Raw genomic sequence first — 24,474 nt, forward strand, 5'->3', positions numbered from 1 at the left:
CGTGGCTAGCCGCCCACCCGCAGCGCGGCCGTGCTATCGGCGTCATCGAGCAAATGCCCGGTGGCGTCGGCGTCGCGGGCGTCGCGCAGGCCGAGGCGCTTCACTCCCCCGAGCGCAAACATCAGGCCGAGGTACAGCGCGAAGCTCACGATGAACGCCGGAATGTTTGCGCCGATCGGGCTGGGCACCACGTATGCCCACAGGTACGACAGCGTCGCGCCCACGATCCACACGAAGATGGCGACCCAGTTCACTCCGGCGAGATACCAGTACCGGCTTTCGCGCCGCTCGTGCAGAATCATGCGCGAGTACCCCCTGCGCTTCAGCAGGTAGTAGTCGGCGATCATGATCGCGAACACCGGCACGAAGAACGCGCTGATGATGAACAAGAAGTCGGTGAACTGGTTCAAGAGCCCCAGGAAGGTCGAGCCGATGATCGAAATCACACCGAGCACGAGCGCGGTGGGCAAGAACTTGAGACGCAGCTTTGACTGCGCGTTCACGACCGAGGTGACCATGCCGAACACGACCATGGTGTTGGTGGCCATCACCGAGAGGAAGATCACAATGCCCAGCGGCCACCCAAACTGGCCCACGATCACCGAGGGGTCGAAGGCGATGGCGTCGTTCCCCTCGAGGATCACGGCGCTGAAGGCGACGAGTCCCAGGAACATCGCGATGCAGGTGGAGAGCGTGTAACCGATGCTCGATCCGACGATGCCGGCGGTGCTCGATTTGGCGTGCCGGTTCATGTCGGCCGAGAGCACGGTCCACGAGATTGCGGTGGCGATCACCATGTCGAGGGTAATGAACGCTGAGCCGCCCAGCTCGGGGTCGACGGGCAGATTCGCGAATTCGCTCGGGCTGAATGCCCCAAACGCGGCCGCAAACACGGTGCCCATCACGACCAAAATCAGCAGCGCGAGCCACGGCTCAACGCGCGAGATGCCGGTGTGCCCGAAGATCGCGAGCACGACCACGATGCCCTGGCAGATCGCCGAGAACAGTGCCGGGTTCGAGTACCCGGTGGCGTCGTGCACGAGGAAGTTGACGGTGACGCCGGCGAGCATTGCCTGCACCCAGCTCCACCCCATCAAGATGATGAGGTTGGCGGCCGCGGGCAAGAGGCTGCCGCGAATGCCAAATGATCCGCGGGTGAGGGCCATCGTGGGGAGCCCCGTGCGGGTGCCCATGTTGCCCACGAGCACCAGCACGAGCACCCCGATGAGCGTGCCGGTGACGATCATGGCACTCGCGGTGCCAAACGATACGGCGGGCACAAACAGGGTGCCGGTGAGCAAAGTAGTGACCACGAGGTTGGCGGCGAGCCAGATCATGCCGATCCGGATCACTCCCTGCGAACCGCGTACCGGGCCCGCTGATTCATCGTGGCCGTCGAGGTTGACGGCCATCGTTGCTGGGCTGGTCATGAGCTCACCTCGGGAACGGTGGAGAGGTGCTCGTGGATCGCGATCAGCGCGCCGTCGGCAACTGCGCCGGCCTCGGTGCCCGCTGCCGCGCTCGCGACCGTGCTTGCGACCGCGTTTGCGACCGAGCGGAAGATGATACTTTCGCGCTCAACGTATGATTCGGGGCCGGCCGAGGTATCGACACTGGTGTGCACGGTGTGGCTGAACACCGCGCCCCCGGGGAAGACCTGCACGAGGCGGTCGGTCGAGGTGCACGCGGTGACGCGCCAGCCGTCGGCCAACCAGCTTGCCCACAGCGTCTCGTATTCGGCACGCGAGTTCAGGCGTGCGGTTTCGGGGTGAAACACGAAGCTTGCCTCGGGGGCAAAGCCTGCGAAGTAGGCGTCGGTGTCGGTGCGCGAAAACGCCGCAACGATCGCGTCGGCAGCGGTGAGGACTTGTGCCTCGGTGGGGGTCAACACAGGGGGTGCTCCTTTGGGGCTCGTGGGGCCGAGCCGTAGGTCAATACAACGAAACGGCGGCGGCAACCAAAATTCTGTTGCCGCCGCCGTTGCAGGTGTGGTTAGTCGCGTGCCGACATGGCGCTCACGAGCTCGTACACGACGTGGCTTGCGGCCACGGCCGTGATCTGCGCGTGGTCGTAGGCCGGGGCAACCTCGACGACGTCGGCTCCCACGATGTTGAGATCGGCGAGGCCGCGAATGATGCGCAGCATCTCGCGGCTGGTGAGTCCGCCGGCCTCGGGGGTGCCGGTGCCGGGGGCGTGCGCCGGATCAAGCACATCGATGTCGATGGAAATGTAGAGCGGCTTGTCACCGACGCGGGCGCGAATCTTCTCGAGGGCGGCGGGGACGCCGTTCTCTTCGATGAACTCGGTGGTGACGATTTCGAAGCCGAGGCGTGCGTCGTCTTCGAGGTCTTCCTTGCCGTAGAGGGGGCCGCGGGTGCCGCCGTGCATGCTGGCGGTGAGGTCGATGAGGCCCTCTTCTGAGGCGCGGCGGAACGGGGTGCCGTGCGTCATCGGTGCACCGAAGTAGGTGTCCCAGGTGTCGAGGTGTGCGTCAAAGTGGAGCACGGCGACGGGGCCGTGCTTCTTGTTGATGGCGCGCAGCAGCGGCAGTGCGATCGTGTGGTCGCCGCCGATGGTGACGATCTTGTCGACGGCTTCGCCCAGTTCGGTCGCCGCCGCATCGATCTGGTTGACCGCTTCTTCGAGGTTGAAGGGGTTGGCCACGATGTCGCCGGCGTCAACGACCTGCTTCAGCGCGAACGGCGAAACATCTTGCGCCGGGTTGTACGGGCGCAGCAGGCGTGAGGCCTCGCGCACGTGCGAGGGGCCGAAGCGCGCACCGGGGCGAAAGCTGACGCCCGTGTCGAAGGGAATACCCACGACGGCAATGTCTGCGGCCGGCACGTCTTCGATGCGGGGCAGCTTCGCGAACGTGGCGATACCGGCGTAGCGAGGCGTGAGGCTCGCATCAATGGGGCCCTGAGGAGTGTGATCGGACACGGTTCCCTACTTTCCAAGTTTTCTATTAGTAAACCGACTGGCACTGTCAGTTAACTTTCATCACACTATAGGCTGGTTCTATCGCCGCAGTCAACGCGGCACCACCAATCAGACGCGAGGAATCAGATGCGACCGATACACCCCACCGCGGGCACCGATCCGGTGCGTATCGGAGCAAAGATTCGCGCCTCGCGCCTCGCACAGGGCCTCACCATTGAGCAGCTCGCGCAGGCCGCGGGGCTCACCAAGGGGTTTGTGAGTCGCCTTGAGCGCGACGACACGATGCCGAGCGTGCCCACGTTGGTGCAGCTGTGCCAGTCGTTGTCGCTGCCGATCGGGTCGCTGTTTGAAGAACCCGATGTGCAGCTCATCAAGCTCGAGCATGCTCCGCAGATCAATATGGGTGGCACGGGGGCCGATGAACGCCTCATCACCCCGCGTTCTGAGCAGCGCGTGCAGGTGCTGCGGTCGTCGCTCGCACCGCGGGCGAGCGGCGGCACCAAGCTCTACACCGTGAACTGTGAGGTCGAGAGCATTCACATCATTTCGGGTGAGGTGGATCTGTTGTTCACCGATCGCCGCACCACGCTCACGGTGGGCGATACCCTCACGTTTCCTGGCCGCACCCCGCACACGTGGGAGACGCGTGACCTGGGCGCCGAGGTGATGTGGATCCTCGCGCCCGCCGCCTGGAGCGGGTCAAACTAGCCGCTGGCACAACGCAAAGGGGTGGTGCGCCGCAGCGCACCACCCCTTCACGGTCAAACGAATTACAAGATTAGTCGGCCTTTGCCGTCACGCCCGCGAGCGTCTTCTTGCCGCGGCGCAGCACCGCGTACTTGCCGTGCAGCAGATCGGCCGCGACCAGCTCTTGGTCCTCAGCGGTCACCGCAACGTTGTTGATGTAGACGCCGCCCTGCTTGATCGCGCGGCGAGCTTCACCGAGGCTCGTCACGAGCTCGGCCTCCACCATCAGCTGCGCAATCTGTGCACCGGGGGTGCCCACGGCCTGCGGCAGCTCACTGGTCGCGCCCGCAAGCGTCAACTCGTCGAGCGTCGTCAGATCGCCCCGGCCAAACAGTGCACCCGAGGCGTCAATCGCACCCTGGGTGGCGACCGAACCGTGCACGAGGGTGGTGACCTCGAGCGCGAGGCGCTTCTGGGCTGCGCGCTTGAAGGGCTCGTCGGCAACCTGGGTCTCGTACTCGGCGATCTCGGCGCGCGACATGAAGGTGAACACCTTCAGGCGGTCGATCACGTCGGCGTCGGCCTGGTTGAGCCAGAACTGGTAGAACGCAAACGGCGAGCACATCTCGGGGTCAAGCCAGATGGCGTTGCCCTCGCTCTTGCCAAACTTCGTGCCGTCAGAGTTCGTGATCAGCGGGGTGCCGATCGCGTGCGCCGACTTGCCCTCAACCTTGCGAATGAGGTCGGTGCCGCTGATCAGGTTGCCCCACTGATCGCTGCCGCCCGACTGCAGCACGCAGCCGTACTGGCGGTTGAGCTCGAGGAAGTCGTAGCCCTGCAGAATCTGGTAGCTGAACTCGGTGTAGCTGATGCCGGCTTCTGAGTTCAGGCGCGCGGCGACGGCGTCCTTCTTCAGCATCGTGCCGACGCGGAAGTGCTTGCCAATCTCGCGCAAGAAGTCGATGGCGCTCAGCGGTGCGGTCCAGTCGAGGTTGTTGACGAGGCGCATCGCGTTGTCGCCGTCGGCTGACAGGAAGCGTGACACCTGCGCCTGCAGGCGTGACACCCATTCTTCGACGGTGTCGCGGCTGTTCAGCGTGCGCTCGGCCGTGGGGCGCGGGTCGCCGATGAGACCGGTGGAGCCGCCGACGAGGCCGAGGGGCATGTGGCCCTTCAGCTGCAGGCGACGCAGCAGCAGCAGCTGCACCAGGTTGCCGAGGTGCAGACTGGGCGCGGTCGGATCGAAGCCACAGTAATACGTGAACGGGTCACCCTCGAGCAGCTCACTGAGCGCTCCAGGGTCGGTCGATACGTGTACCAGCCCGCGCCATTCAAGCTCATCCCACAGTGTGGGGAAGCTGTCATCGTTGCGCTGGGCGGTCATGATCTCGTGGCGTTCGTTGGTTGCAGACACGCTTCCCATCGTATCCCGTTGTTTCGTGTTTACTGCGCAATGACGCCGAGCTGTGGGGCGGGTGGCGATCCGGCACGAAATGGAACGGTGCTGGTGAACGGTTCCATGATCCGGATCACAGCCGCGCGAGGCGATCGTCCCCCGATCGCCCCGCGCGCTGCGGCCTATGAGAAGCTGACCGCTCCGCCCGAGATCACGGTGGTCTCGCCGTACACCGCGTCGAAGGCGCCGGTGTCGCTCACCCGAATGGTGAGTTGCTGCCCCGGCACAACCGGGCCGCTGAAGCGCCCCGACAGTGACCGCAGGTCTGCGGGGTGCGCGCCCAGTGCTTGCGCGAGCGGCAGGGTCGCCGCCGCGAGCGTGCACATGCCCTGCAAGATGGGCTTGGGCTGGCCGATTGCCGCTGAGGCCGCCGGATCAATGTGGATGTGGTGGCGGTCACCCGTCAACCGGTAGAGCGCGGCCTGGGTCGCGAAGGTGGGGAATGCCACCTCGGTGATGGTGGGCGTTGCTGCGGCTTTCGCTGCTGCGGCGTCGGGCTGCGCGACGCTCGGGCCACGCTCCCCGCCGAAGCCGCCGTGGCCCGGGCAGAAGATCGACCAGGTTGCGGTGAAGTAGTCGCTGTCGATCACCACCTCGCAAATCGCGGCAGAGCCCTTATCCCAAATATTGCCCACGCGGGCGGTGAGGGTGATTTCACCCGAGCGCGGCAACGACTTATGTACTTCGAGCGTTTGCGAGCCGTGCATCGAGCGGTGATCGAAGACGCCCTCGACCGCGAGGGCGTCGGGGGCCCACTGTGCGAGCGTCAGAGCGAAGGTGGGCAGCACCCGCAGCTGATCCTCGAACACGAGATCCAGCTGTTCTTCGCTTGCGCCGATCGCGAGCGCATACAAAATGGCGTCGCTCTCGTCGTAGCTCACGGTGCGCGTGCCGAGTGAGCGCCCGGCCCATTCGTGCAGGCTCATGCGCCGTACACCGGCTCGGGGGCGACTGACTGCTCAAGCAGCTGGCGAATGTGCGGGCCAGCCTCGGCCGCATCCCAGCGGTGCCCGAGGTCGAGCGACGGGCCGTGGTTCCAGCCCTCTTCGATGCACACGCGGCCGCCCTCAATTTCAAAGACGCGACCGCTCACCGTCGCCTCGGCGCTTGCAAGCCACGCGACGATCGGCGACACATTTCCCGGGTGCATGTGGTCGAAGCCGTCTTCGCGCACGGCCATGGCCTCGGCGAACGGGCCCTCGGTCATGCGCGTGCGCGCCGACGGGGCGATTGCGTTGACGGTGACGCCGTAGCGGCCCAGCTCTTGTGCGGCCACGAGCGTGAGCGATGCGATGCCGCCCTTGGCTGCCGAGTAGGCGGCCTGGCCGACGCTGCCTTGCAGGCCCGCACCCGATGAGGTGTTGATCACGCGGGCGACCGGGGTGCGCCCCTCTTTGGCTTCCTGTCGCCAGTAGGCGGCGGCGTGACGCATGGGCGCGAAGTGCCCGTTGAGGTGCACGCGCAGCACGGCGTTCCACTCGTCTTCTTCGGCGTTGACCAGCATGCGGTCGCGCACGAAACCGGCGTTGTTCACCAAGATGTCGAGGCGGCCGTAGGTGCTGATGGCTTGGTCGACGAGTTCTTTGGCCTGCGCAAAGTCGGCGATGTCGGCGCCGTTGGCGGTCGCGGTGCCCCCGGCGGCGACGATTTCGTTCACTACGTCTTGTGCGGGGCCCTCAGAGAGTCCGTCGCCGTTGAGTGAGGTGCCGAGATCGTTGACGACCACGAACGCACCCTGTCGTGCGAGTTCGAGCGCGTGTTCGCGCCCCAGGCCGCGACCTGCGCCGGTCACGATTGCTACGCGACCTTCGAGAATTCCTGCCACTTCGTCCTCTTCTCTGAGATGAATTCGCTTCAGTGCTTTTCAGACTACCAAGCAACTGCTAGTTTGGCTATCAAGTGATTCATCCGCGGTACATCAAATGGCAGTTCAAGTGAAAGAGGGCAACGTGACGATTCGCAGCGAAATCGTAGAACCGGGCATTCGTACGATCACCATGGCGTACCCGCCGGTGAACGCACTGCCGACGGCCGGCTGGTTCGGGGTCGCAGACGCCATGCGCGAGGCCAGCACCGATCCTGACACCCGCGTCGTGATCTTGCGCGCCGAAGGCCGCGGCTTCAACGCCGGGGTCGATATCAAAGAGATGCAGCGCACCTCGGGGCATGATGCCCTCATCGCTGCCAACCGCGGCTGCTTCGAATCGTTTAAGGCGATCTACGAGTGCGCCGTGCCCGTAATCTCATCGGTGCAGGGTTTCTGCCTCGGCGGCGGCGTCGGTTTCGTCGGCAACAGCGATGTCATTATCGCTTCAGACGACGCCTACTTCGGTCTTCCCGAGGTTGACCGCGGCGCGCTTGGTGCCGCCACCCACCTCGCCAGGCTCGTGCCCACGCACAAGCTGCGCGCCCTGTACTACACAAGCCAGAACATCACGGCCCAAGAGCTGCACTCGTACGGCAGCGTGCATCAGGTGGTGCCGCGCGCAGAACTCGACGAAGCCACGCTCGTCTTCGCGCGCGAGATCGCGGCGAAAGACACCCGTGTCATTCGTGCCGCCAAGGAGGCGCTCAACGGTATTGACCCCGTGGACGTGAACCGCAGCTACCGCTTTGAGCAGGGCTTCACGTTCGAGCTCAACCTCGCCGGCGTTGCCGACGAGCACCGCGACGCGTTCGTCACCACCGGCGAAGTTCTCGAGACCCGATCGGCATGAAACAGCTGACTCTCGATGGCGTCGTCTCACAGTTGAGCGACGGCATGACCATCGGCATCGGCGGCTGGGGCTCGAGGCGTAAGCCGATGGCCCTACTGTCGGCCGTGGTGCGCTCGGGCGTGCGCGACCTCACCGTGGTGAGCTTTGGCGGCCCCGACGTTGGGGTGCTGTGCGCCACTGGCCAGGCCACGAAGGTGGTGCACGCCTTTGTCAGCCTCGACACGATCGCGGTCGACCCCCACTTTGCCGCCGCTCGTGAACAGCAGCGCGTCGACACCGAAGAGCTTGATGAAGCGATGCTCGTCGCGGGGCTGCGCGCCGCCGGCCGCAACCTGCCGTTCGAGGCCACCCGCGCCGGCCTTGATTCTGACGCGGTGACCCGCAACCCGAGGCTGCGCACCATCACCTCGCCGTATGACGACGGTGATGTGCTGCTCGCGATGCCCGCGATTCACCTCGATCTTGCCCTGCTGCATCTGCACCGCGCCGATGCGCGCGGTAACGCGCAGCTGCTGGGGCTCTCCCCCTACTTCGATGACCTGCTCGCGCGCGCAGCGAAGCGCGTCATCGTCAGCGCCGAAGAGATCGTGCCGACGGCCGAGCTCACCCGTGATAAGCCCGTGCAGTCGCTGCTGCTCAACCGCACCGAGGTGACCTACGTCGTCGAGGCACCGGGTGGCGCTGGCTTCACGAGCTGCGAGCCCAGCTACCCCCGCGACGAGGCTCGGCAGCGCGACTACGTCGCCGCGGCAACCTCACCCGAGGCGTTTAACACCTGGCAGCGCACCAACTGGCACGAAGCGGGAGCACGCTCATGACCGATCACGCAAGCAACACGAGCACCGCCGACAACACGAGCACCGCCGACAACACGAGCACCGCACCCGCCACCCGCGCCGAGGTCGCCGCAGCCGCCATCAGTGACCTGTTTCGCGGCAGCGGTGAGATCCTGGCGAGCCCCATCGGGCTGATCCCCTCGCTCGGGGCCCGGCTCGCACGCCTCACCCATACCCCCGAACTGCTGCTCAGCGACGGCGAATCAACGCTGTTCGCCGACACCCCCGCCATCGACGAGCCGTTTACCGAGCCCGAGGGCTACCTGCCCTACCACGCCCTGTTCGAGCTGATGATGGGCGGCAAGCGGCACGTGGTGATGGGGGCGGCCCAGATCGATCGGCTCGGCAACCAGAATCTGTCGGCCATCGGCCCGCGTGACCACCCCGTGAAGCAGCTGCTCGGCGCCCGCGCCGCCGCCACCAACACGGTGACGCACGCCGTCAGCTACTGGGTGCCCCGTCATCTGCGCCGCACCTTCGTGGAGCGGGTCGACATCATCACCGGTGTCGGCCAGCCCCAAACCTCCGGCGGCGAGCGCTTTCACGATCTCAGGCGCATCGTGTCGAATCTGGGGGTGTTCGATTTCTCGGGCCCCGGTGGCACGGTCGCCCTCGTCAGTCTGCACCCGGGGGTCTCCCTCGCAGAGGTGCAGCAGCAGACGTCTTTTGCCCTGCATCTACCCGAGCGCATCGAGACGACGCGCTCACCAGATGCCACTGAACTCACCCTGATTCGGGATCGACTCGACCCGAGAAACCTGCGCGAACGAGAGGTGCCAACACCATGAGCACTCCCCCACTGATTTCTACGGCACTCACCCGGCTGACGGGCGTCGACCACCCCGTTGTGCAGACGGGTATGGGCTGGGTCTCTGGCCCCCGGCTGGTGTCGGCCACCGCCGAGGCTGGCGGGCTCGGGTTCTTGGCGTCGGCGACGATGACCATTCAGGAGCTTGAGCAGGCGATCATTACGGTGAAGTCGCGCACCGATCGCCCCTTCGGCGTGAACATGCGCGCCGATGCTGGCGACGCGAGCGATCGAGTGAAGCTGCTCGTGAAGTACGGGGTGCCGGTGGCGGGTTTCGCGCTCGCCCCCAAGCGCGAGCTCATTGACCAGCTGAAGGAAGCCGGCATTGTGGTGATTCCGTCAATCGGAGCGGTGCGCCACGCCGAGAAACTGCAGGCGTGGGGCGTCGATGCCGTGATCATTCAGGGCGGCGAGGGCGGCGGCCACACGGGCGCTGTTCCCACGAGCCTGCTGATCCCCTCGGTGGTTGCGGCGGTCGATCTGCCGGTGATCGCGGCGGGCGGTTTCTACGATGGTCGCGGGCTCGCGGCGGCGCTCGCGTACGGCGCGGTGGGCATCGGCATGGGCACCCGTTTCTTGCTCACCAGCGACAGCAGCGTGCCCGATGTGATTAAGCAGCGCTACCTTGAGGCGGGGCTTGACGGCACGGTCGTCACCACGAAGGCCGACGGCATGCCGCACCGGCTGCTGCGCACCGAGTACATCGAGGGCCTCGAGAGCACGAGCGCGGTGACGCGGCTCGCGGGGTCGATGCGCCGAGGCCTCGAGTTCAAGCGTATGAGCGGCATGAACTGGGTGCAGTTCGCGAAAGACGCGGTGTCGATGAAGCGGGCCTCGGGCCGGTCGATGTCCCAGATGGTGCAGGCCGGCAATACGCCGATTCTGCTGAAAGCCGGAGTCGTTGACGGCGATCTGAGCGCGGGCATGCTGGCCTCGGGCCAAGTAGCGGGCCTGATCTCTGATCTGCCCAGCTGCGACGAGCTCATCTCGCGCATCGTGCGCGAGGCGGCCGAGCGGCTGCGTGAGGCCGCCGCGACCGTGGTCACTGAGGCTGCGGAACCCAGCAACTAGGTTCCGGATCAAACCAGGTAGGTTCCGGATCAAACCAGATAGGTTCCGGATCAAACCAGATAGGTTCCGGATCAAACCAGATAGGTTCCAGATCAAACCAGATAGGTTCCGGATCAAAGTTGGCCCCGATCAGAGATTCACCGTCGCGCAGACCGAATCGGCGACAAGTCTCTGATCGGGGCCAAATCTCTGATCGGGGCCAAAACCCAGCCCGGGGCCGGATCCCTGTGCGAGACCGAAACCCTGGCCGAGGCCGAAACCCTGGCCGAGGAGTGCAAGAAGGCTGGCCCCCATCGCGTGCGATGCGGGTCAGCCTTCTTGTCTTTTCAGGGTTTGGTCGGTGTCGCTGTGCAGCAGGCCTGGGCCTAATACCGCGGGCCCCGGGCTGAACGCCGCGGGCCCGGGCCAAAAGCCTCGGGCCCGCAACCAGTTAGAGGCGCTCGATGATGGTGACGTTGGCGAGCCCGCCACCCTCACACATCGTCTGCAGGCCGTAGCGGCCGCCGCGACGCTCGAGCTCGTTCAGCAGGGTCGTCATGAGCCGGGTACCGGTGGCCCCGATGGGGTGACCGAGCGCAATACCGCCGCCGTTGACGTTCACCTTGCTGTGATCGGCGCCCGTCTCCTTCATCCAGGCGAGTACGACCGACGCAAATGCCTCGTTCACCTCGAACAGGTCGATGTCGTCGATCGTGAGGCCGGCCTTTTCGAGGGCGTACTTCGTGGCGGGGATCGGGGCGGTGAGCATCCAGGCGGGGTCGGCGCCGCGCACCGAGATGTGGTGAATGCGGGCGCGCGACTTCAAGCCGTACTTCTGCACCGCCGCTTCAGAGGCAACGAGCACGGCGCTCGAGGCGTCTGAGATCTGTGAGGCAACGGCCGCGGTGATGCGGCCACCCGGGTTGAGGGTCTGCAGGTTGGCCATGCGCTCGAGGCTCGTGTCGGGGCGCGGGCCCTCGTCGCGTGCCAGACCGTTGAACGGGGCGATTTCGTTGTCGAAGTAGCCGGCGTCTGCCGCGGCGATGGCGCGGTGGTGGCTTTCGAGGGCGAACGCCTCCATCTCTTCGCGCGTCACATCCCAGTGCTCGGCGATCATTTCTGAGGCGCGAAACTGCGAGATCTCTTGGTCGCCGAAGCGTTCGTTCCACCCGGGTGACTCGGCGAACGGGGTGGTGAACCCAAACTGTTCGCCCACCGCCATCGCCGAGGATATGGGAATCGCCGACATGTTCTGCACGCCGCCCGCGATCACGAGGTCGTTGGTGCCCGACATCACGGCCTGTGCCGCAAAGTGCACCGCCTGCTGGCTCGACCCGCACTGCCGGTCAATGGTGACGCCGGGCACGTGCTCGGGGAACCCGGCCACGAGCAGCGCCGAGCGGGCGATGTTGCCCGCCTGCGATCCGATCGTGTCGGTGCAGCCAAAGATCACGTCGTCAATGTTGGCGGGGTCGACGCCGGTGCGCTCGATCAGGGCGCGCAGCACGTGGGCGCCGAGGTCGGCCGAGTGTACCCCCGAGAGGGATCCGCCGCGTTTGCCCACGGGGCTGCGAACGGCATCAATCAGGTATGCGGTGGTCATGAGACTCCTTCGGTGGCAGTTCGATGGCGGCGTTCAGCGGCAAGGTGAGCGGCGAACGCCCGCGCGGCAGGTGGCGCGCAAGCTGGTGAAAACGGGTGTGGCTGTGAAAACGGGTGCGCACGGCGGCGCAAACGGTGGCGCGAACAGCGGCGCCAACGGGACCGGCAGTGCAAACAGTTAGGCGTGCTGGCTCGACACCGACACGACCTCGCCCGTCATATAGGAGGAGTAGTCGCTCGCGAGAAACACCATCACATTGGCGATCTCCCACGGCTCGGCCCCGCGCCCAAACATTTCGCGCGCCTTCAACTGTTCGAGCAGCTCGGCCGAGGTAACCTTCTCGAGGAACGGGTGCATGGCGAGGCTCGGCGACACCGCGTTCACGCGAATACCGTGCTCGGCGAGATCGGCGGCGGCAGACCTGGTGAGCGCCATCACGCCGGCCTTCGCCGCGGCGTAGTGGGCCTGCCCCTCTTGGGCACGCCACCCAATCACCGAGGCGTTGTTGATGATGGTGCCGGCGGTGCCGCTTGCGCGCATGCGGCGGCCCGCGGCGCGCACGCACCGAAAGGTGCCCGTGAGGGTGACGTCGAGCACGAGCTGCCACTGATCATCGGTCATCTCGAGGATCGGGGCGGTGCCGCCGAGCCCCGCGTTGTTGATCATCAGGTCGATGGGGCCCACGGTTTCGGCGTGCTCCATCAGCGCCTCAACGTCGTCCTCGCGGGTGACGTTGCAGACGGCAGACAAGACGCGATCCGGGCCAAAACGCTCGGCGAGATCGGCGTGCGCCGCAGCCAGCCGGCCCTCGTGGGTGTCGCTGATGACGACCGACGCCGCGCCTTCCTCGAGGCAGCGGGTCGCGGCGGCGAGGCCAATGCCCGCGCCAGCCGAGGCGGTAATCACCGCGCGGCGGCCGGTGAGCAGCTGGTGGCCAGAAACGTACTCGGGGGTGGGGCGGGGAATCATGCGCGTGCCTCTCGGGGAAGTCCGAGCACCCGCTCGGAGATAACGTTCTTTTGAATCTCGTCAGAGCCACCATAGATGGTGTCTGACCGGCTAAATAGGTACAGCGCCTGGCTGTGCGACAGGGCGTAATCGTCGCCGACGTACAGGCCTGCGGGGCCCGCGACCGCCATGGCGAGCTCGCCCAGCGCGCGATGCCACTGACCCCACAGCAGTTTCGTCGTCGACATGTCGAGGCCCTGGGCGCCGCCAAGCGTGCGCAGGGCGTGCAGGCGAATGGTTTCGAGCTCCATCTCGGCACGCACAATGCGATCCCGGATCACCGGATCATGCACGGCGCCCGTGAGCTTGGCTTCCTCGATGACCGCGTCAAGCTCCTTGCGAAACCCGATCTGCTGAGCGAGCGTTGAGACGCCGCGCTCGTAGCCGAGGGTCGCCATCGCGACCTTCCAGCCTTGGCCCACCTCGCCGACCACGAGATCGGCGTCGGTGCGGGCGTTGTCGAAGAACACCTCGTTGAACTCGCTCGTGCCGGTGAGCTGGTTAATGGGGCGCACGTCGACGCCCGGCTGGTGCATCGGCACCAGAAGATAGGAGAGGCCGTCGTGTTTACGCGCCTCGGTGCTCGTGCGGGCGATGACGAAGCACCAGTCGGCCTGCTGCGCGAGCGAGGTCCATACCTTCTGCCCGTTCACGACCCACGCGTCGCCGTCGAGTTCGGCGCGGGTGCTCACGGCCGCGAGGTCTGACCCCGCGCCGGGCTCTGAATAGCCCTGGCACCACAGCTCGGTGGCCGCGACGATGCCGGGCAGAAACCGCGCCTGCTGCTCGGGGGTACCCAGCTCGATCAGGGTCGGGCCGAGCAGCTCTTCACCGAGGTGATTGACGCGGGCCGGGGCGCCCGATCGTGCGTATTCCTCATGAAAGATGACCTGCTGCTCGAGCGACAGCCCGCGCCCGCCAAACTCCTTCGGCCAGGCCACGCAGCTCCAGCCTTCCTTCGCCATGTGCTGGTTCCATTCGAGGCGTTCTTCGAATGCCTCGTGCTCGCGGCCCGAGCCGCCGAGCCCACGCAGGTGCGCAAACTTGCCGGTCAGATTCTGCTCGAGCCAACCGCGGATCTCTGCGCGGAGCTGTTCGTCCGCGACGTCGCTAGTCAAGTCCACGCCATCGTCTCCTTGTTTGTTTACCGGTGGTCTTCAACCGGCTTTTCAGGTTATAGTAGCAACTAAACCAAGCGATTGTTTGGTTTTCTGAGAATCATAGTCCGTTCAGAGAGGAGCGCACCGTGACCAGCACGGCAGAACACCCCGCAGAATCGGTGGTGACCTACGAAACGCGCGACGCCATCGCCTATATACGGTTGAACCGCCCTCGCTACGGCAACGCCCAAAACTCGGCGGTCACGTACGCACTCGACGCCGCATTCACGCAGGCCACCAATGACGACAGCGTGCGCGCCATCGTGCTCGCGGGCAACGGCAAGCACTTCTGCGCGGGCCACGACATTGGCACCCCCGAACGCGACGCCGACCAAAGCTTCGAGCGCAAGGCTGTCATTTGGTGGGATCACGTCGGCGCACAGGGCGTCGACTCGCGTCTCGCCCGCGAATCAGAGGTCTACCTTGGCATGTGCCGCCGCTGGCGCGAGATTCCCAAGCCCATGATCGCCATGGTGCAGGGCGCCTGCATCGCCGGCGGCCTGATGCTCGCCTGGAGCTGCGACTTCATTGTCGCGTCTGACGACGCGTTCTTCCAGGATCCGGTGGTGCAGATGGGCATTCCCGGCGTCGAGTACTTCGCACACCCGTGGGTCACGAACCCGCGCGCCGCGAAAGAGATGCTCTACACGGGCGACCGCATGAGCGCGGCCCGCGCCTACGAACTCGGCATGGTGAACCACGTCGTGCCCCGCGAGGATCTTGAAACCCGCGCCCACGAGATCGCCACCCGCGTGGCCCGCATGCCACGCCTCGGCCTCGCCCTCACGAAGAAGGCCGTCAACCAGGCCGAAGATTTGATGGGCTTGCGCACCGGCATGGATTCGGTGTTTGGCCTGCACCACGCCGCCCACGCCCACAACGCCGAGGTGCAGGGCGACTCACTCGGCGGGGTCGACGCACGCTCCATTCGCGACGACGCCAAGCGCGCCGCCGCAGCACCCACGCACTCCGACGCCGCCAAGGGAGAATGACCATGAAACTGGAATACACCGCCGAGCAGCTGGCGTTTGCCGCCGAGGCGCGCAGCTGGCTCGAGGCCAACGTGCCCAAGGACCGGCTGCCCTCGATGGACACCGAGGCCGGGTTTGCCGCCCACCGCGAGTGGGAGCAGCAGCTCTCAGATGGCCGCTGGTCGGTCGTGTCGTGGCCCGCAGAGTTTGGCGGCCGCGACGTTGGCCTCGTCGAGTGGGTGCTCTTTGAAGAGGAGTACTACCGGGCGGGCGCCCCCACCCGGGTGGCGCAGAACGGCATCTCGCTGCTCGCCCCCATCATCTTCGGTCACGGCACCCCCGAGCAACAGCAGCGCTGGCTGCCCGGCCTCACCGACGGCTCCATTATTTGGGCACAGGCCTGGTCAGAGCCCGGCGCTGGCTCAGACCTCGCGGCCATTCGCAGCACCGCCACCCGCGATGATTCGCGCGGCGGCTGGGTGCTCAACGGCCAAAAGATCTGGAGCTCGCGCGCGGTATGGGCTGATCGCGGCTTTGGGCTCTTCCGCTCAGACCCCGCGGCCCAGCGCCACCACGGCCTCACCTATTACACCTTTCCGCTCGATGCCCCCGGCATCACGGTGCGCGCGATTGAGCAGCTCGACGGCGGCACCGGCTTCGCCGAGATCTTCTTCGACGACGTCTTCGTGCCCGACGCCGATGTGCTCGGCGGCATCGGTGATGGCTGGCGGGTCGCGATGAGCACGGCGGGCAACGAGCGCGGGCTGTCGCTGCGCGCCCCCGGCCGCTTCCTCGCCGCGGCCGATAACCTCGTCGCGCTCGCCAACACGAGCGCCGCAGCTGGGGCCGATATCAGCGCCGCCACCCGTGAGCGCGTCGCCGAGGCCTGGATCGACGCCGAGGCATATCGCCTCTTCACCTGGCACACCGTGAGCCGCGCGCTCGTCGGCGAAGAGGTGGGCAGCGAGGGCAGCATCAACAAGGTGTTCTGGTCTGAGCTTGACCGCGACCTGCACGAAACCGCGCTCGAACTGCGCGGCGCCGAGGCCGAGGTCAAAACGGGCGACCACGGCAGCTGGGTCGACGACTACCTGTTCTCCGTTGCCGGCCCCATCTACGCGGGCACCAACGAAATTCAGCGCAATATCATCGCCGAGCGAATACTCGGCCTACCCCGCGGTGATCGGAGGAAGAACTGATGGAGTTCATGCACAGCGAGGAACAGCTCGCATTCGCAGACGCAATTGATGACATTGTGACCGACCTGGGTGGCACGCAGCTCGCGCGCAGCTGGGCGGCGGGCGATACCGCCCCGGGCCTCGCGCTCTGGGCCCAGTTCGCCGAGCTCGGGCTCACCGGGCTGCGCATCGCCGAGGCCGACGGCGGCATGGGCGGCTCGCTCGCCGATCTCGCCGTCGTGTTTGAGCGCTTCGGCTACCACGCGGTGCCCGGCCCGTACGTCGAGTCACTGGCGCTGCTGCCCCAGCTCGTCAGCGACGCCGACCGCGCGGCCATCGCGGGCGGTGCGGTCGCAACCGCCGCGGTCGCAGGCACGCACCCGCACCTGCTCGACGCTCACGTCGCCGCGCTGCAGTTCAGCGTCACCGCGGGCGCCCTCGCGACCGCGACCGCGGGCGAAGCGCTCGAATCGATCGCGTCATTTCGCAAGCTGTCGCGCGCGACGGCTGGAGCTGATGCGGCCGATGTTGATCCGGATCATGTCAATCGCGCCATCGATGAAGCCACGCTCGCCAATGCGGCCATGCTCATCGGGGCCGGTGAGCGACTGCTGCACGAGGCCGTCGAGTACGCCAAGATGCGTGAGCAGTTTGGCAAGGCGATCGGTGAGTACCAGTCGCTCAAGCACCAGCTCGCCGATGTGCGCATCGCGCTGTCGTTCGCGCGGCCGCTCGTGTGGCAGGCGGCGCTCGCGCTCGAATCAGGCGCAGCGACGGCGGGGCGCGATGTGTCGGCGGCCAAGGTGCGCGCCGCGGCCGCAGCTCAGCTTGCGGCCCGCGTTTCGCTGCAGGTGCACGGCGCGATCGGCTACACCGCCGAGCACGACCTGAGCCTGTGGCTGACATGGGTGCCGGCGCTCGTGGGCGCCTGGGGCACTCCGGCGCAGCACCGCGCGCGCATCGCCGATTCGATCCTCGCGCCCGTGGGCGGTGCCGCATGAAGTTCGATCTGACCGACGAGCAGCAAGAGCTCAGCTCGTTTCTGCGCAATCTGCTCGGGCAGCGCGCCCACAGTGCGCAGGCCCGCGCCACGATCGACAGCGAGGCGTCGTTTGATGTCGAGCTGTGGGGCGTGATGTGCGAGCAGATTGGGGTCGCGTCGCTCGCGATTCCTGAGGAGTATGGCGGGGCCGGGTTTACCACCCGCGAAACGCACCTCGTGCTCGAGGAGCTCGGGCGCACGTTCGCGCCCTCCCCCTTTCTGGGTTCGGTGGCGATCGCGGCGCAGGCCATTATCGAGAGCGGCAACGCCGAGGCTGCTGGCCGGTTGCTGCCCGAGATCGCGGCAGGCGAGGCCATCGCGACGCTCGCGTGGGCGGCGCCCGACGGCCGCTGGGCCCCGGCACGCGTGGGCGTGACGGCTGAGCTTGCTGGGGCTGACGCTGCGGCGAGTGCGGCGAGTGCTGCGAGTGCTGCGGCAGCCTGGCGGCTCTCCGGCCAGGTGCCCTCGGTGCTTGACGGCATCGCCGCGCAGATCGTGCTCGCGATTGCGCAGACCCCCGCGGGGCCCGCACTGTTTGCGGTGGAGGATACGAGCGCCGCAAGCGTCACCCGCGAGCACACCCCCACGCTCGATCAGACGCTCGAACTCGCGACCCTCACGTTCACGGGCGCGACGGCAACGCTGCTGAGCGATGACGCCGAGGTGATCGAGCGGGTGCGATTGCACGCGCTCACCGCGATCACGGCGCTGCAGGTCGGCACTGCTGCCCGCGCGCTCGAAGAAACCGTCGAATACTCCAAGCAGCGCACCCAGTTTGGCCGCCAGATCGGCTCGTTCCAGGCGCTGAAGCACCGCATGGCCGAGCTGCACGTGCTGCTCGAAACCGCGCGCACCACATCTGCTGCGGCCGCGTGGGCCGAGGCCGAGCACGACGCACAGTGGGCACAGCTGGCCCCGCTCGCGAAGGTGACCGCGAGTGACGCGCTGACCCAGATCGCGAGCGAAATGATTCAGCTGCATGGTGGCATTGCGATCACGTGGGAGCACGACGCCCACCTCGTGTTTAAGCGCGCACACGCCACCGCGCAGCTCTTCGGCAGCCCCGCAGAGCTGCGTGCGCTGCGCGCCGTCGAGTTGGGGTTGGCCGTGTAAGCCGCCGCCCGCTTGTAAGCGGCGGGGATCTGCCATCAATGATGGACATCCCCGCCGCCACCTGCCATAGTCGTATTTGTAGCCAATGGCTACGGTACGTCAATGGAGCACGGCGTGACACCCGCCAGCTGATCAACGCAGACCAGCGGTGCGGCGCAGCACCACATTGACAGGCTGCACGCAGCTCCAGTTTGACCCCCACACGCTTTAGAACGTCAGTGACAGAGAGGTCCCCGACATGACCACACAGCTAGCCCCAGCGCCATCCAACGCGTTAGTGCGAAAGGCGTCCATCGCGGGCGGCCTCGGCACCATCGTCGAGTCGTACGACTTTTTCGTGTACACCTACCTCATCGTGTACACCGCTCCCCTCTTCTTCCCCGGCGAAGACCCGTTCGTCGCCATTCTGAGCTCCCTGCTCGTGCTCGGCAGCGGGTTTCTTGCCCGGCCGCTGGGCGGGCTGGTCTTTGGTCGCCTCGGCGACCGCAAGGGCCGCCGCTTCACGCTGATGCTCACCGTCATCAGCATGGGCGTTGTGACCTTCTGCATGGGCCTGTTGCCGACCTACGCCACGATTGGTATCGCGGCCCCGCTTGCGCTCGTGCTGCTGCGCCTCTTCCAGGGCTTCTCTGCGGGCGGTGAGCTCGCCGGATCGACCACCTTCGTGTCTGAGCACGCTGGCAAGGGCAACCACGGCTTCCTCAGTTCGATCACCCCGCTCGGCACCGCATTCGGCGCCGCGCTGGCCCCCGGTGTCGTCGCACTGGTCACCCTGATTCTCTCTGAAGAGGTCATGCGCGAATGGGGTTGGCGCGTGCCGCTGCTGCTCTCGCTGCCACTCACCCTGGTCTGCCTGCTGCTACGCCTCGGGCTCGAAGATTCCCCCGAGTTTAAGCGTCTCGCCGCGGCCAAGACCGTCACCCGCTCCCCCGTGCGCGAGCTGCTCGTCGACTACTGGCGCCCGCTTTTGAAGGTCACCCTGCTGAGCGCAAGCGTGCTCATGATCGGCTACATCATCAACGCGTACGTGCCCCTCTTCTTGCAGCAGCAGGCCGGGTTCGAACCGGGCGCCACCGCCACCATGGCGTCGATCCAGGGTGTCTCGGCGATCGTGTTCACCATTGGCACCGCCCTCGTCATCGATAAGCTCGGCCGCCGCACCACGATGATCACGCTGATGGGCTGCATGGCACTCGCATTCTTGCCCGTGCTCATCATCATGAAGACCACCGATACGAACTTCTGGATCAGCGCGGCAGGCTTTGCACTGCTCGGCGGTCTCGGCGGCGCCATTGCCGCACCGGTGTACGCCTCACTCACCGCAGTGTTCCCTGCCCGGGTGCGTTACACCGGCGCAGCGCTCGGCTTCGGGCTCGGCGCGGCCATCGGTGGCGGCGCAGGCCCCGCTTTGGCAGCGCAGCTCACGCAGAGCTCGGGCAACCCCTACGCTGCGGCATACCTCGCGATCGCGGCCGCGCTGCTCGGCATCGTGTTTATGATCACGATTCCCAGCCGCGGCGTCGCCGATGACGACGGCAAGATGGTCACGGGTGATGAGCCCGCTGCCGCCCAGCCCGCCGCAGATTCTCAGCAGACGCCGGTGCCCGTGGGGTCGCAGGCCCCGTAACGGGCGCCGCTCCCCCGCTGGTCGTTCGCTGTTCGCTCGGAGTTCGCCCGTTGCACTCCACAATGAAAGTTGTATGGTATTGAACATGGTGCCCCCCGAATCTCGACCCGACCAGGCGACGCCCCTCCCGCAGAAAACTGCGGGAGGGGCGTCGTGGTCAACCCCAGAGGTCGTGGAATTTCTCGGTATCAGCCGGCAAGCGATCAACCGGCGACTGCAGAACCGCAAGCTACTGGGGGCCCGCGCGCTCGGGGTCACCATGTTTCCGGTGTGGCAGTTCGATGCCGCGACGCACGAGGTGCGCCCCGAGCTCGCGCTGCTGCTCGCCGAAATCGATGACGGCGTCGATTTGGGCGCGGTGGCCACGTGGTCGACGACGTCAATCACCGGATCAGGCCGCACCCCAGGCGACCTCGTCGTCGACCCCGCGATGCAGTCGATCGCGCTGCAGCTCGCGCGTGACTTTGAACCGACGACCGGTGACGAAGACGCCGCCGACGCCGCACAGCTTGAGGCGCAGGGCGCAGACCAGTTCACTGACCCGGCCGATGCCTCGGGCCCGCAGCGCGCCATCTTGCAGGCCGCCGCCGAGCTGTTTGTGTCGCGGGGACCTGGCAAGGTGACGCTGCGTGAAATCGCGGCCAAGGCCGACGTCACGTACGGCCTCATTCACCGGTTTTACGGCACCAAAGAGAACCTGCTCGTCGCGGTGATGCAGTCGCTCGTGAGCTCGGGTGGCGACCTACTCTCGGGTGAGCACGACATCTATAAGGCGCTCGATAACTCGTTTGGCGCCGACCTCGATGCTGGCCAGTTCGGCCGCATGCTGGGCTGGGCTGTGTTCGAAGATACCCCGCCCGAGCGGCTGCTCGGCGGGGCCCGCTCAAGCGGGTACCGCAGCCAAATTGACGCACTGTGGAATGATCCGGTGCCGCCGGAGGTGCCGGAGCAGTTCAGTTCGAACACCATGGCAGCCCTGATCGCGCTGATCGGTGCGGTGTGGAACATTTACGAGCCGTACCTGAACGAGCTTGCCAAGCGCCCGGGCCACCCTGACCCGGTACCCAATCAGATGCGCCGCGAGGTCACCGACATGCTGAAGGTGCTGATCTACGCCACGCGCCCGAAGGAGTGATCCGGGCGCAGCAACAGCCCCGGGTAACGAAATAATCCCTCGAGAGCGATACTCTCGAGGGATTATTTCGTTCGGGGTTCGTGCGGCCCGCAGGCCCGCGTTATGCGGCCGACATCACCAGCACCCCGCGATCGAGCCGGCCACCGAGGGCGTCGTCGACGAGGGTTTCGTAGTCGTCAAAGTCGTACTCCTTGGTAACGAGCTCATCAAGCAGCAGCTTGCCCGCCTGGTACAACTCGATGTATTTGAGCACGTCGACACCGGGGCGCGATGAGCCGTAGCGGCAGCCCAGCACCGAGCGATCCATGTAGAGCGCGCTCGCGAGCACCGACAGCTTCGTCTCGGGCCCGGCGACGCCCAGCATGATCAGCTGGCCGCCCCACGCCACCATTTCGATGGCCTGCGAGGTGATCGCTTCGCCGCCCACGCAGTCAAACACGTGGTTGGCGCCGTCCCCCGTGAGCTGCAGAATTGTCTCGACGGTGTTGCCCGCGAACGCGTCGACGAAGTGGGTCGCGCCGAACTCGCGCGCCTTCGCCTCTTTGTTCGTGTTCGTGTCGATCACGATGATCTGCACCGCGCCGGCGATGCGGGCGGCCTGAATCACGTTCAGCCCGATCCCGCCAGCACCGATGACCACGACGGTCTCGCCCGCCTGCACCTTTGCGCGGTTAAACACGGCGCCCGCGCCGGTGAGCACCGCGCACCCAATCATGCACGCTGAAGTCAGCGGCACATCCTTGGGAATGGTGATCGCCTGCTGCGCACGCACCACCACCCGCTCGCTGAATGTGCCGAGCGTGGCGAAGTTATGAATCGCGGTGTCTTCGTGCTGAAACGGCGAACCGACCTTGCCGATTGATTCGCGGCACATCGTGGGATGCCCCGAGGCGCAGTGGCGGCAGTGCCCGCAGGTCGCGAGCGTGGCCAGCACGACGTGGTCGCCCACCGCAGGCGCGGTGACGCCCGGGCCGACCGCCTCGACGACGCCCGCGCCCTCGTGGCCGAGCACCACCGGGGTGGGGAACGGGATCTTGCCGTTCACGACGTTTAAATCGCTCTGGCACACTCCGCTCGCGACGATGCGCACCAGCACATCGCCGGCACCGGGCTCACGCACGGTGACCCCGTCGACCAGCTTATTTTCGGCTCCGTCAAAAATGATCGCTTTCAAGGCATTCCCTTTCAGTTGGAACCGACGCCGGCAAATTCAGCGCGTGCGGCCTCAGCCCGCGCGGTGAACTTGAAATCAGACTCTTGCAGTTTCTCGCACAGATCGAAGTATCGCTCGCCGCTCCACGGCGCGCCCATCTGCAATCGTCCAAATTCGTTCACGTAGTAGTTGCGCTTCATCGCTCCCACCTCTGACAGGTAGATCAGCTTCTGAGCTTCTTCGTGCAGCTGATCGTTGTAGAGCGCAAACGCCTGCGGCGTGATCTCCATGGTGGCCTGATCGTTCTCGAGCATCGAGATGATGCCCTCGGCGATGTAGCGGCTCCAAATTTCGAACCACGACGGGAGCCCTGCGCCGCCCGTCACGGGCTGCGAGTTCGGGCCGTAAAGCATGAACATATTGGGGAACCCGGGCACGGTCATGCCCAGGTGCGCCTGCGGCCCCTGCGCGGTCCACGCATCTTCGAGGCTGACCCCGCCTGCGCCGTAGAACTCGGTCGGCCAGACATACTTCTCGGTCTGAAAACCGACGGCCGCGATAATCAGGTCGACCTCACGCTCGGTGCCGTCAACGGTGGTCACGCCGTGCTGCGTGATCTGCCCGATCTGGGTGGAGACGAGTTCAACGTTCTCGCGGGTGAGCGTGCCGTACCAGTTGTTATCAACGACGGGGCGGCGGGTCATCGGCGCGTAGTCGGGTACGAGCTGATCAATGAGATCTTGGCGTCCTCCCACCTGCTGCCCGATGTAGCCCACGAGTGACTTGCGCAGGGCGTCATTGCGTTTGCTGACCTGGCCGCCACCGGCGACCCAGTCTTGGTCGTGGAAAAGCACATTGCGCAGCTCGATCGAACCCATCGCGGCCGTGTACTTGTTCCAGTTCCAGTAGAACGGCATCGTCTCGATGAGCCACTGCAGTTCTTCGGTTATCGGTTCACCGTAGTTCTCCCGCGGTGAGATCCACTGCGGGGTGCGCTGGTAGACCGTCACTGATTCGGCAGCCTCGGCCACCTTCGACAGCATCTGCACGCCCGTCGATCCGTTGCCGATCACGGCCACCTTCTTGCCGGCGAGTTCAACGCCGCCGTGCCACTGCGCGGTGTGCACAATCTCGCCGGTGAAGTTCTCGGCGCCCTCGAAGGGCAGGTCGCGCGGCTGCGCGAAGATGCCACTCGCCGGAACGACAACGTTCGCGTCAACCTCTGACACGGCGCCGCTGGCATCGCGCACCGTCAAATTCCACAACTGCGCCTCGTCGTTAAACCGGGCGACGGAGACGTTGCTGCCGAACTCGATGTGTTCAAAGACGCCGTGCTTGCGCGCGACGTGCTCGACATAAGCGCGCACATCGGCCTGGCGGGCAAAGTATGCGGGCCACGGGTACTTCTTCTCAAAGCCGTACTCGTAGCTCGCGCTGAGCGTATCCACGCCAGCATCGGGGTACGTGTTGATGCTCCACACCCCGCCGACCTCTGCGCGGCGCTCAAAGATGGTGAAGGGAATGCCGAGGCGTGCCAGCTGCACGCCCATCGCGATGCCGCCGATACCGGCGCCAATGATGGCGACGCGGTATCCCTCTGGCACGGCAGACTCCCCCGACCATTCGGCCTGGAAAGGTACGCCCGAGAACGCGGGAATCGTGCGGCGCAGCGTCATCTGGCTGGGCGTAAATTCACGCGCCTCAAGCATGGCGACCAGCTCGTCAATTTCCTCACGGGTGGGCGTTTCAAGTTCTGCCTCGGGCGCGACACCCGCCGCCAAATATTCGACGGCCTTTGCACGAATGAGATCGGCGTCGACCTCTGAGATACTCACGGTGTCGGCGACGGGGCCGAACACGCGCTCGGGCGAAATCGCCCCAATCTCGGGGTCTCGAGTTGCCTGGAACAGCGCCACTCGTAATGCGTTCAGATCGGCGCGCTGCACTGCGCGCTCGATAAAGCTTCGATCAGGCATAGTGAGCTCCAATG

Annotated in this window: 22 protein-coding genes; 11 read left to right on the forward strand and 11 right to left on the reverse strand. The window is 66.0% G+C overall.

What is annotated here, in order from left to right; translation table 11 throughout:
• Window positions 1-5: 5 nt before the first annotated feature.
• The 3 genes from JOF28_RS06005 to speB all read right to left on the reverse strand — a co-directional run bounded on the left by JOF28_RS06005 (window position 6) and on the right by speB (window position 2,940).
• A complete protein-coding gene (locus JOF28_RS06005) occupies window positions 6-1,430 on the reverse strand; it encodes a purine-cytosine permease family protein (RefSeq protein WP_209704937.1) in 1,425 nt (474 codons plus the stop codon).
• A complete protein-coding gene (locus JOF28_RS06010) occupies window positions 1,427-1,891 on the reverse strand; it encodes a YybH family protein (protein WP_209704938.1) in 465 nt (154 codons plus the stop codon). Before JOF28_RS06010 ends, JOF28_RS06005 begins: the two co-directional genes overlap by 4 nt.
• Window positions 1,892-1,992: 101 nt before the next feature.
• Window positions 1,993-2,940, reverse strand: a complete 948-nt coding sequence (speB, locus tag JOF28_RS06015) for an agmatinase (protein WP_209704939.1) — start codon at window positions 2,938-2,940, stop codon at window positions 1,993-1,995.
• Between the two features lie 126 nt (window positions 2,941-3,066).
• On the opposite strand from speB, the gene JOF28_RS06020 reads away from it, so the two are divergent.
• A complete protein-coding gene (locus JOF28_RS06020) occupies window positions 3,067-3,648 on the forward strand; it encodes a helix-turn-helix domain-containing protein (RefSeq protein WP_209704940.1) in 582 nt (193 codons plus the stop codon).
• Between the two features lie 70 nt (window positions 3,649-3,718).
• On the opposite strand, the gene tyrS is transcribed toward JOF28_RS06020, so the two are convergent.
• From tyrS to JOF28_RS06035, 3 genes are all read right to left on the reverse strand, one after another.
• Window positions 3,719-5,050: a tyrosine--tRNA ligase gene (tyrS, locus tag JOF28_RS06025; protein WP_245189886.1), complete on the reverse strand. Its 1,332-nt coding sequence runs from the start codon at window positions 5,048-5,050 to the stop codon at window positions 3,719-3,721.
• A gap of 155 nt (window positions 5,051-5,205) precedes the next feature.
• The gene (locus tag JOF28_RS06030) at window positions 5,206-6,009 is read right to left on the reverse strand and encodes a MaoC/PaaZ C-terminal domain-containing protein (protein ID WP_209704941.1); all 804 of its coding nucleotides are present in this window, start codon (window positions 6,007-6,009) and stop codon (window positions 5,206-5,208) included.
• The gene (locus tag JOF28_RS06035) at window positions 6,006-6,908 is read right to left on the reverse strand and encodes an SDR family oxidoreductase (RefSeq protein ID WP_209704942.1); all 903 of its coding nucleotides are present in this window, start codon (window positions 6,906-6,908) and stop codon (window positions 6,006-6,008) included. Before JOF28_RS06035 ends, JOF28_RS06030 begins: the two co-directional genes overlap by 4 nt.
• A 124-nt stretch (window positions 6,909-7,032) precedes the next feature.
• On the opposite strand from JOF28_RS06035, the gene JOF28_RS06040 reads away from it, so the two are divergent.
• From JOF28_RS06040 to JOF28_RS06055, 4 genes are read left to right on the forward strand one after another with little or no spacing between them, the layout of a single operon-like run.
• Window positions 7,033-7,800 carry an enoyl-CoA hydratase family protein gene (locus tag JOF28_RS06040; protein WP_209704943.1) on the forward strand — a complete coding sequence of 256 codons (768 nt, stop codon included), beginning with the start codon at window positions 7,033-7,035 and terminating at the stop codon, window positions 7,798-7,800.
• Window positions 7,797-8,618, forward strand: coding sequence for a CoA transferase subunit A (locus JOF28_RS06045; RefSeq protein WP_209704944.1), 822 nt, complete (start codon window positions 7,797-7,799; stop codon window positions 8,616-8,618). Before JOF28_RS06040 ends, JOF28_RS06045 begins: the two co-directional genes overlap by 4 nt.
• On the forward strand, window positions 8,615-9,424 hold the full coding sequence (locus tag JOF28_RS06050) for a CoA-transferase subunit beta (RefSeq protein ID WP_245189887.1): 810 nt from the start codon (window positions 8,615-8,617) through the stop codon (window positions 9,422-9,424). Before JOF28_RS06045 ends, JOF28_RS06050 begins: the two co-directional genes overlap by 4 nt.
• Window positions 9,421-10,515, forward strand: a complete 1,095-nt coding sequence (locus JOF28_RS06055; RefSeq protein WP_209704945.1) for an NAD(P)H-dependent flavin oxidoreductase — start codon at window positions 9,421-9,423, stop codon at window positions 10,513-10,515. The genes JOF28_RS06050 and JOF28_RS06055 overlap by 4 nt, the downstream gene beginning before the upstream one ends.
• A gap of 430 nt (window positions 10,516-10,945) precedes the next feature.
• On the opposite strand, the gene JOF28_RS06060 is transcribed toward JOF28_RS06055, so the two are convergent.
• The 3 genes from JOF28_RS06060 to JOF28_RS06070 all read right to left on the reverse strand — a co-directional run bounded on the left by JOF28_RS06060 (window position 10,946) and on the right by JOF28_RS06070 (window position 14,229).
• Window positions 10,946-12,097 (reverse strand): acetyl-CoA C-acetyltransferase, encoded by a 1,152-nt coding sequence (locus JOF28_RS06060; RefSeq protein WP_209704946.1) that lies wholly within the window; start codon window positions 12,095-12,097, stop codon window positions 10,946-10,948.
• Window positions 12,098-12,274: 177 nt separating this feature from the next.
• A complete protein-coding gene (locus JOF28_RS06065) occupies window positions 12,275-13,066 on the reverse strand; it encodes an SDR family oxidoreductase (RefSeq protein WP_209704947.1) in 792 nt (263 codons plus the stop codon).
• Window positions 13,063-14,229 carry an acyl-CoA dehydrogenase family protein gene (locus JOF28_RS06070; RefSeq protein WP_209704948.1) on the reverse strand — a complete coding sequence of 389 codons (1,167 nt, stop codon included), beginning with the start codon at window positions 14,227-14,229 and terminating at the stop codon, window positions 13,063-13,065. The genes JOF28_RS06065 and JOF28_RS06070 overlap by 4 nt, the downstream gene beginning before the upstream one ends.
• A gap of 122 nt (window positions 14,230-14,351) precedes the next feature.
• On the opposite strand from JOF28_RS06070, the gene JOF28_RS06075 reads away from it, so the two are divergent.
• From JOF28_RS06075 to JOF28_RS06100, 6 genes are all read left to right on the forward strand, one after another.
• Window positions 14,352-15,257 carry an enoyl-CoA hydratase gene (locus JOF28_RS06075; protein ID WP_209704949.1) on the forward strand — a complete coding sequence of 302 codons (906 nt, stop codon included), beginning with the start codon at window positions 14,352-14,354 and terminating at the stop codon, window positions 15,255-15,257.
• Entirely contained in the window at window positions 15,254-16,435 is a 1,182-nt protein-coding gene (locus JOF28_RS06080) for an acyl-CoA dehydrogenase family protein (RefSeq protein WP_245189888.1), read from the forward strand. Before JOF28_RS06075 ends, JOF28_RS06080 begins: the two co-directional genes overlap by 4 nt.
• The gene (locus tag JOF28_RS06085; protein ID WP_209704950.1) at window positions 16,435-17,415 is read left to right on the forward strand and encodes an acyl-CoA dehydrogenase family protein; all 981 of its coding nucleotides are present in this window, start codon (window positions 16,435-16,437) and stop codon (window positions 17,413-17,415) included. The genes JOF28_RS06080 and JOF28_RS06085 overlap by 1 nt, the downstream gene beginning before the upstream one ends.
• The gene (locus tag JOF28_RS06090) at window positions 17,412-18,569 is read left to right on the forward strand and encodes an acyl-CoA dehydrogenase family protein (RefSeq protein ID WP_209704951.1); all 1,158 of its coding nucleotides are present in this window, start codon (window positions 17,412-17,414) and stop codon (window positions 18,567-18,569) included. The genes JOF28_RS06085 and JOF28_RS06090 overlap by 4 nt, the downstream gene beginning before the upstream one ends.
• Window positions 18,570-18,807: 238 nt before the next feature.
• Entirely contained in the window at window positions 18,808-20,196 is a 1,389-nt protein-coding gene (locus tag JOF28_RS06095) for an MFS transporter (protein WP_209704952.1), read from the forward strand.
• An 85-nt stretch (window positions 20,197-20,281) separates the two neighbouring features.
• A complete protein-coding gene (locus JOF28_RS06100) occupies window positions 20,282-21,331 on the forward strand; it encodes a TetR/AcrR family transcriptional regulator (RefSeq protein ID WP_209704953.1) in 1,050 nt (349 codons plus the stop codon).
• 100 nt (window positions 21,332-21,431) lie between these two features.
• Here the strand turns inward: JOF28_RS06100 and JOF28_RS06105 are convergent, their stop codons facing one another.
• Together JOF28_RS06105 and JOF28_RS06110 are read right to left on the reverse strand one after the other, a co-directional pair.
• Window positions 21,432-22,505, reverse strand: coding sequence for a Zn-dependent alcohol dehydrogenase (locus JOF28_RS06105; RefSeq protein ID WP_209704954.1), 1,074 nt, complete (start codon window positions 22,503-22,505; stop codon window positions 21,432-21,434).
• 11 nt (window positions 22,506-22,516) lie between these two features.
• Window positions 22,517-24,460 (reverse strand): flavin-containing monooxygenase, encoded by a 1,944-nt coding sequence (locus tag JOF28_RS06110; protein WP_209704955.1) that lies wholly within the window; start codon window positions 24,458-24,460, stop codon window positions 22,517-22,519.
• Between the last annotated feature and the right edge of the window lie 14 nt (window positions 24,461-24,474).

The organism is Leucobacter exalbidus, assembly GCF_017834145.1.
Taxonomy (GTDB): Bacteria; Actinomycetota; Actinomycetes; order Actinomycetales; family Microbacteriaceae; genus Leucobacter; species Leucobacter exalbidus.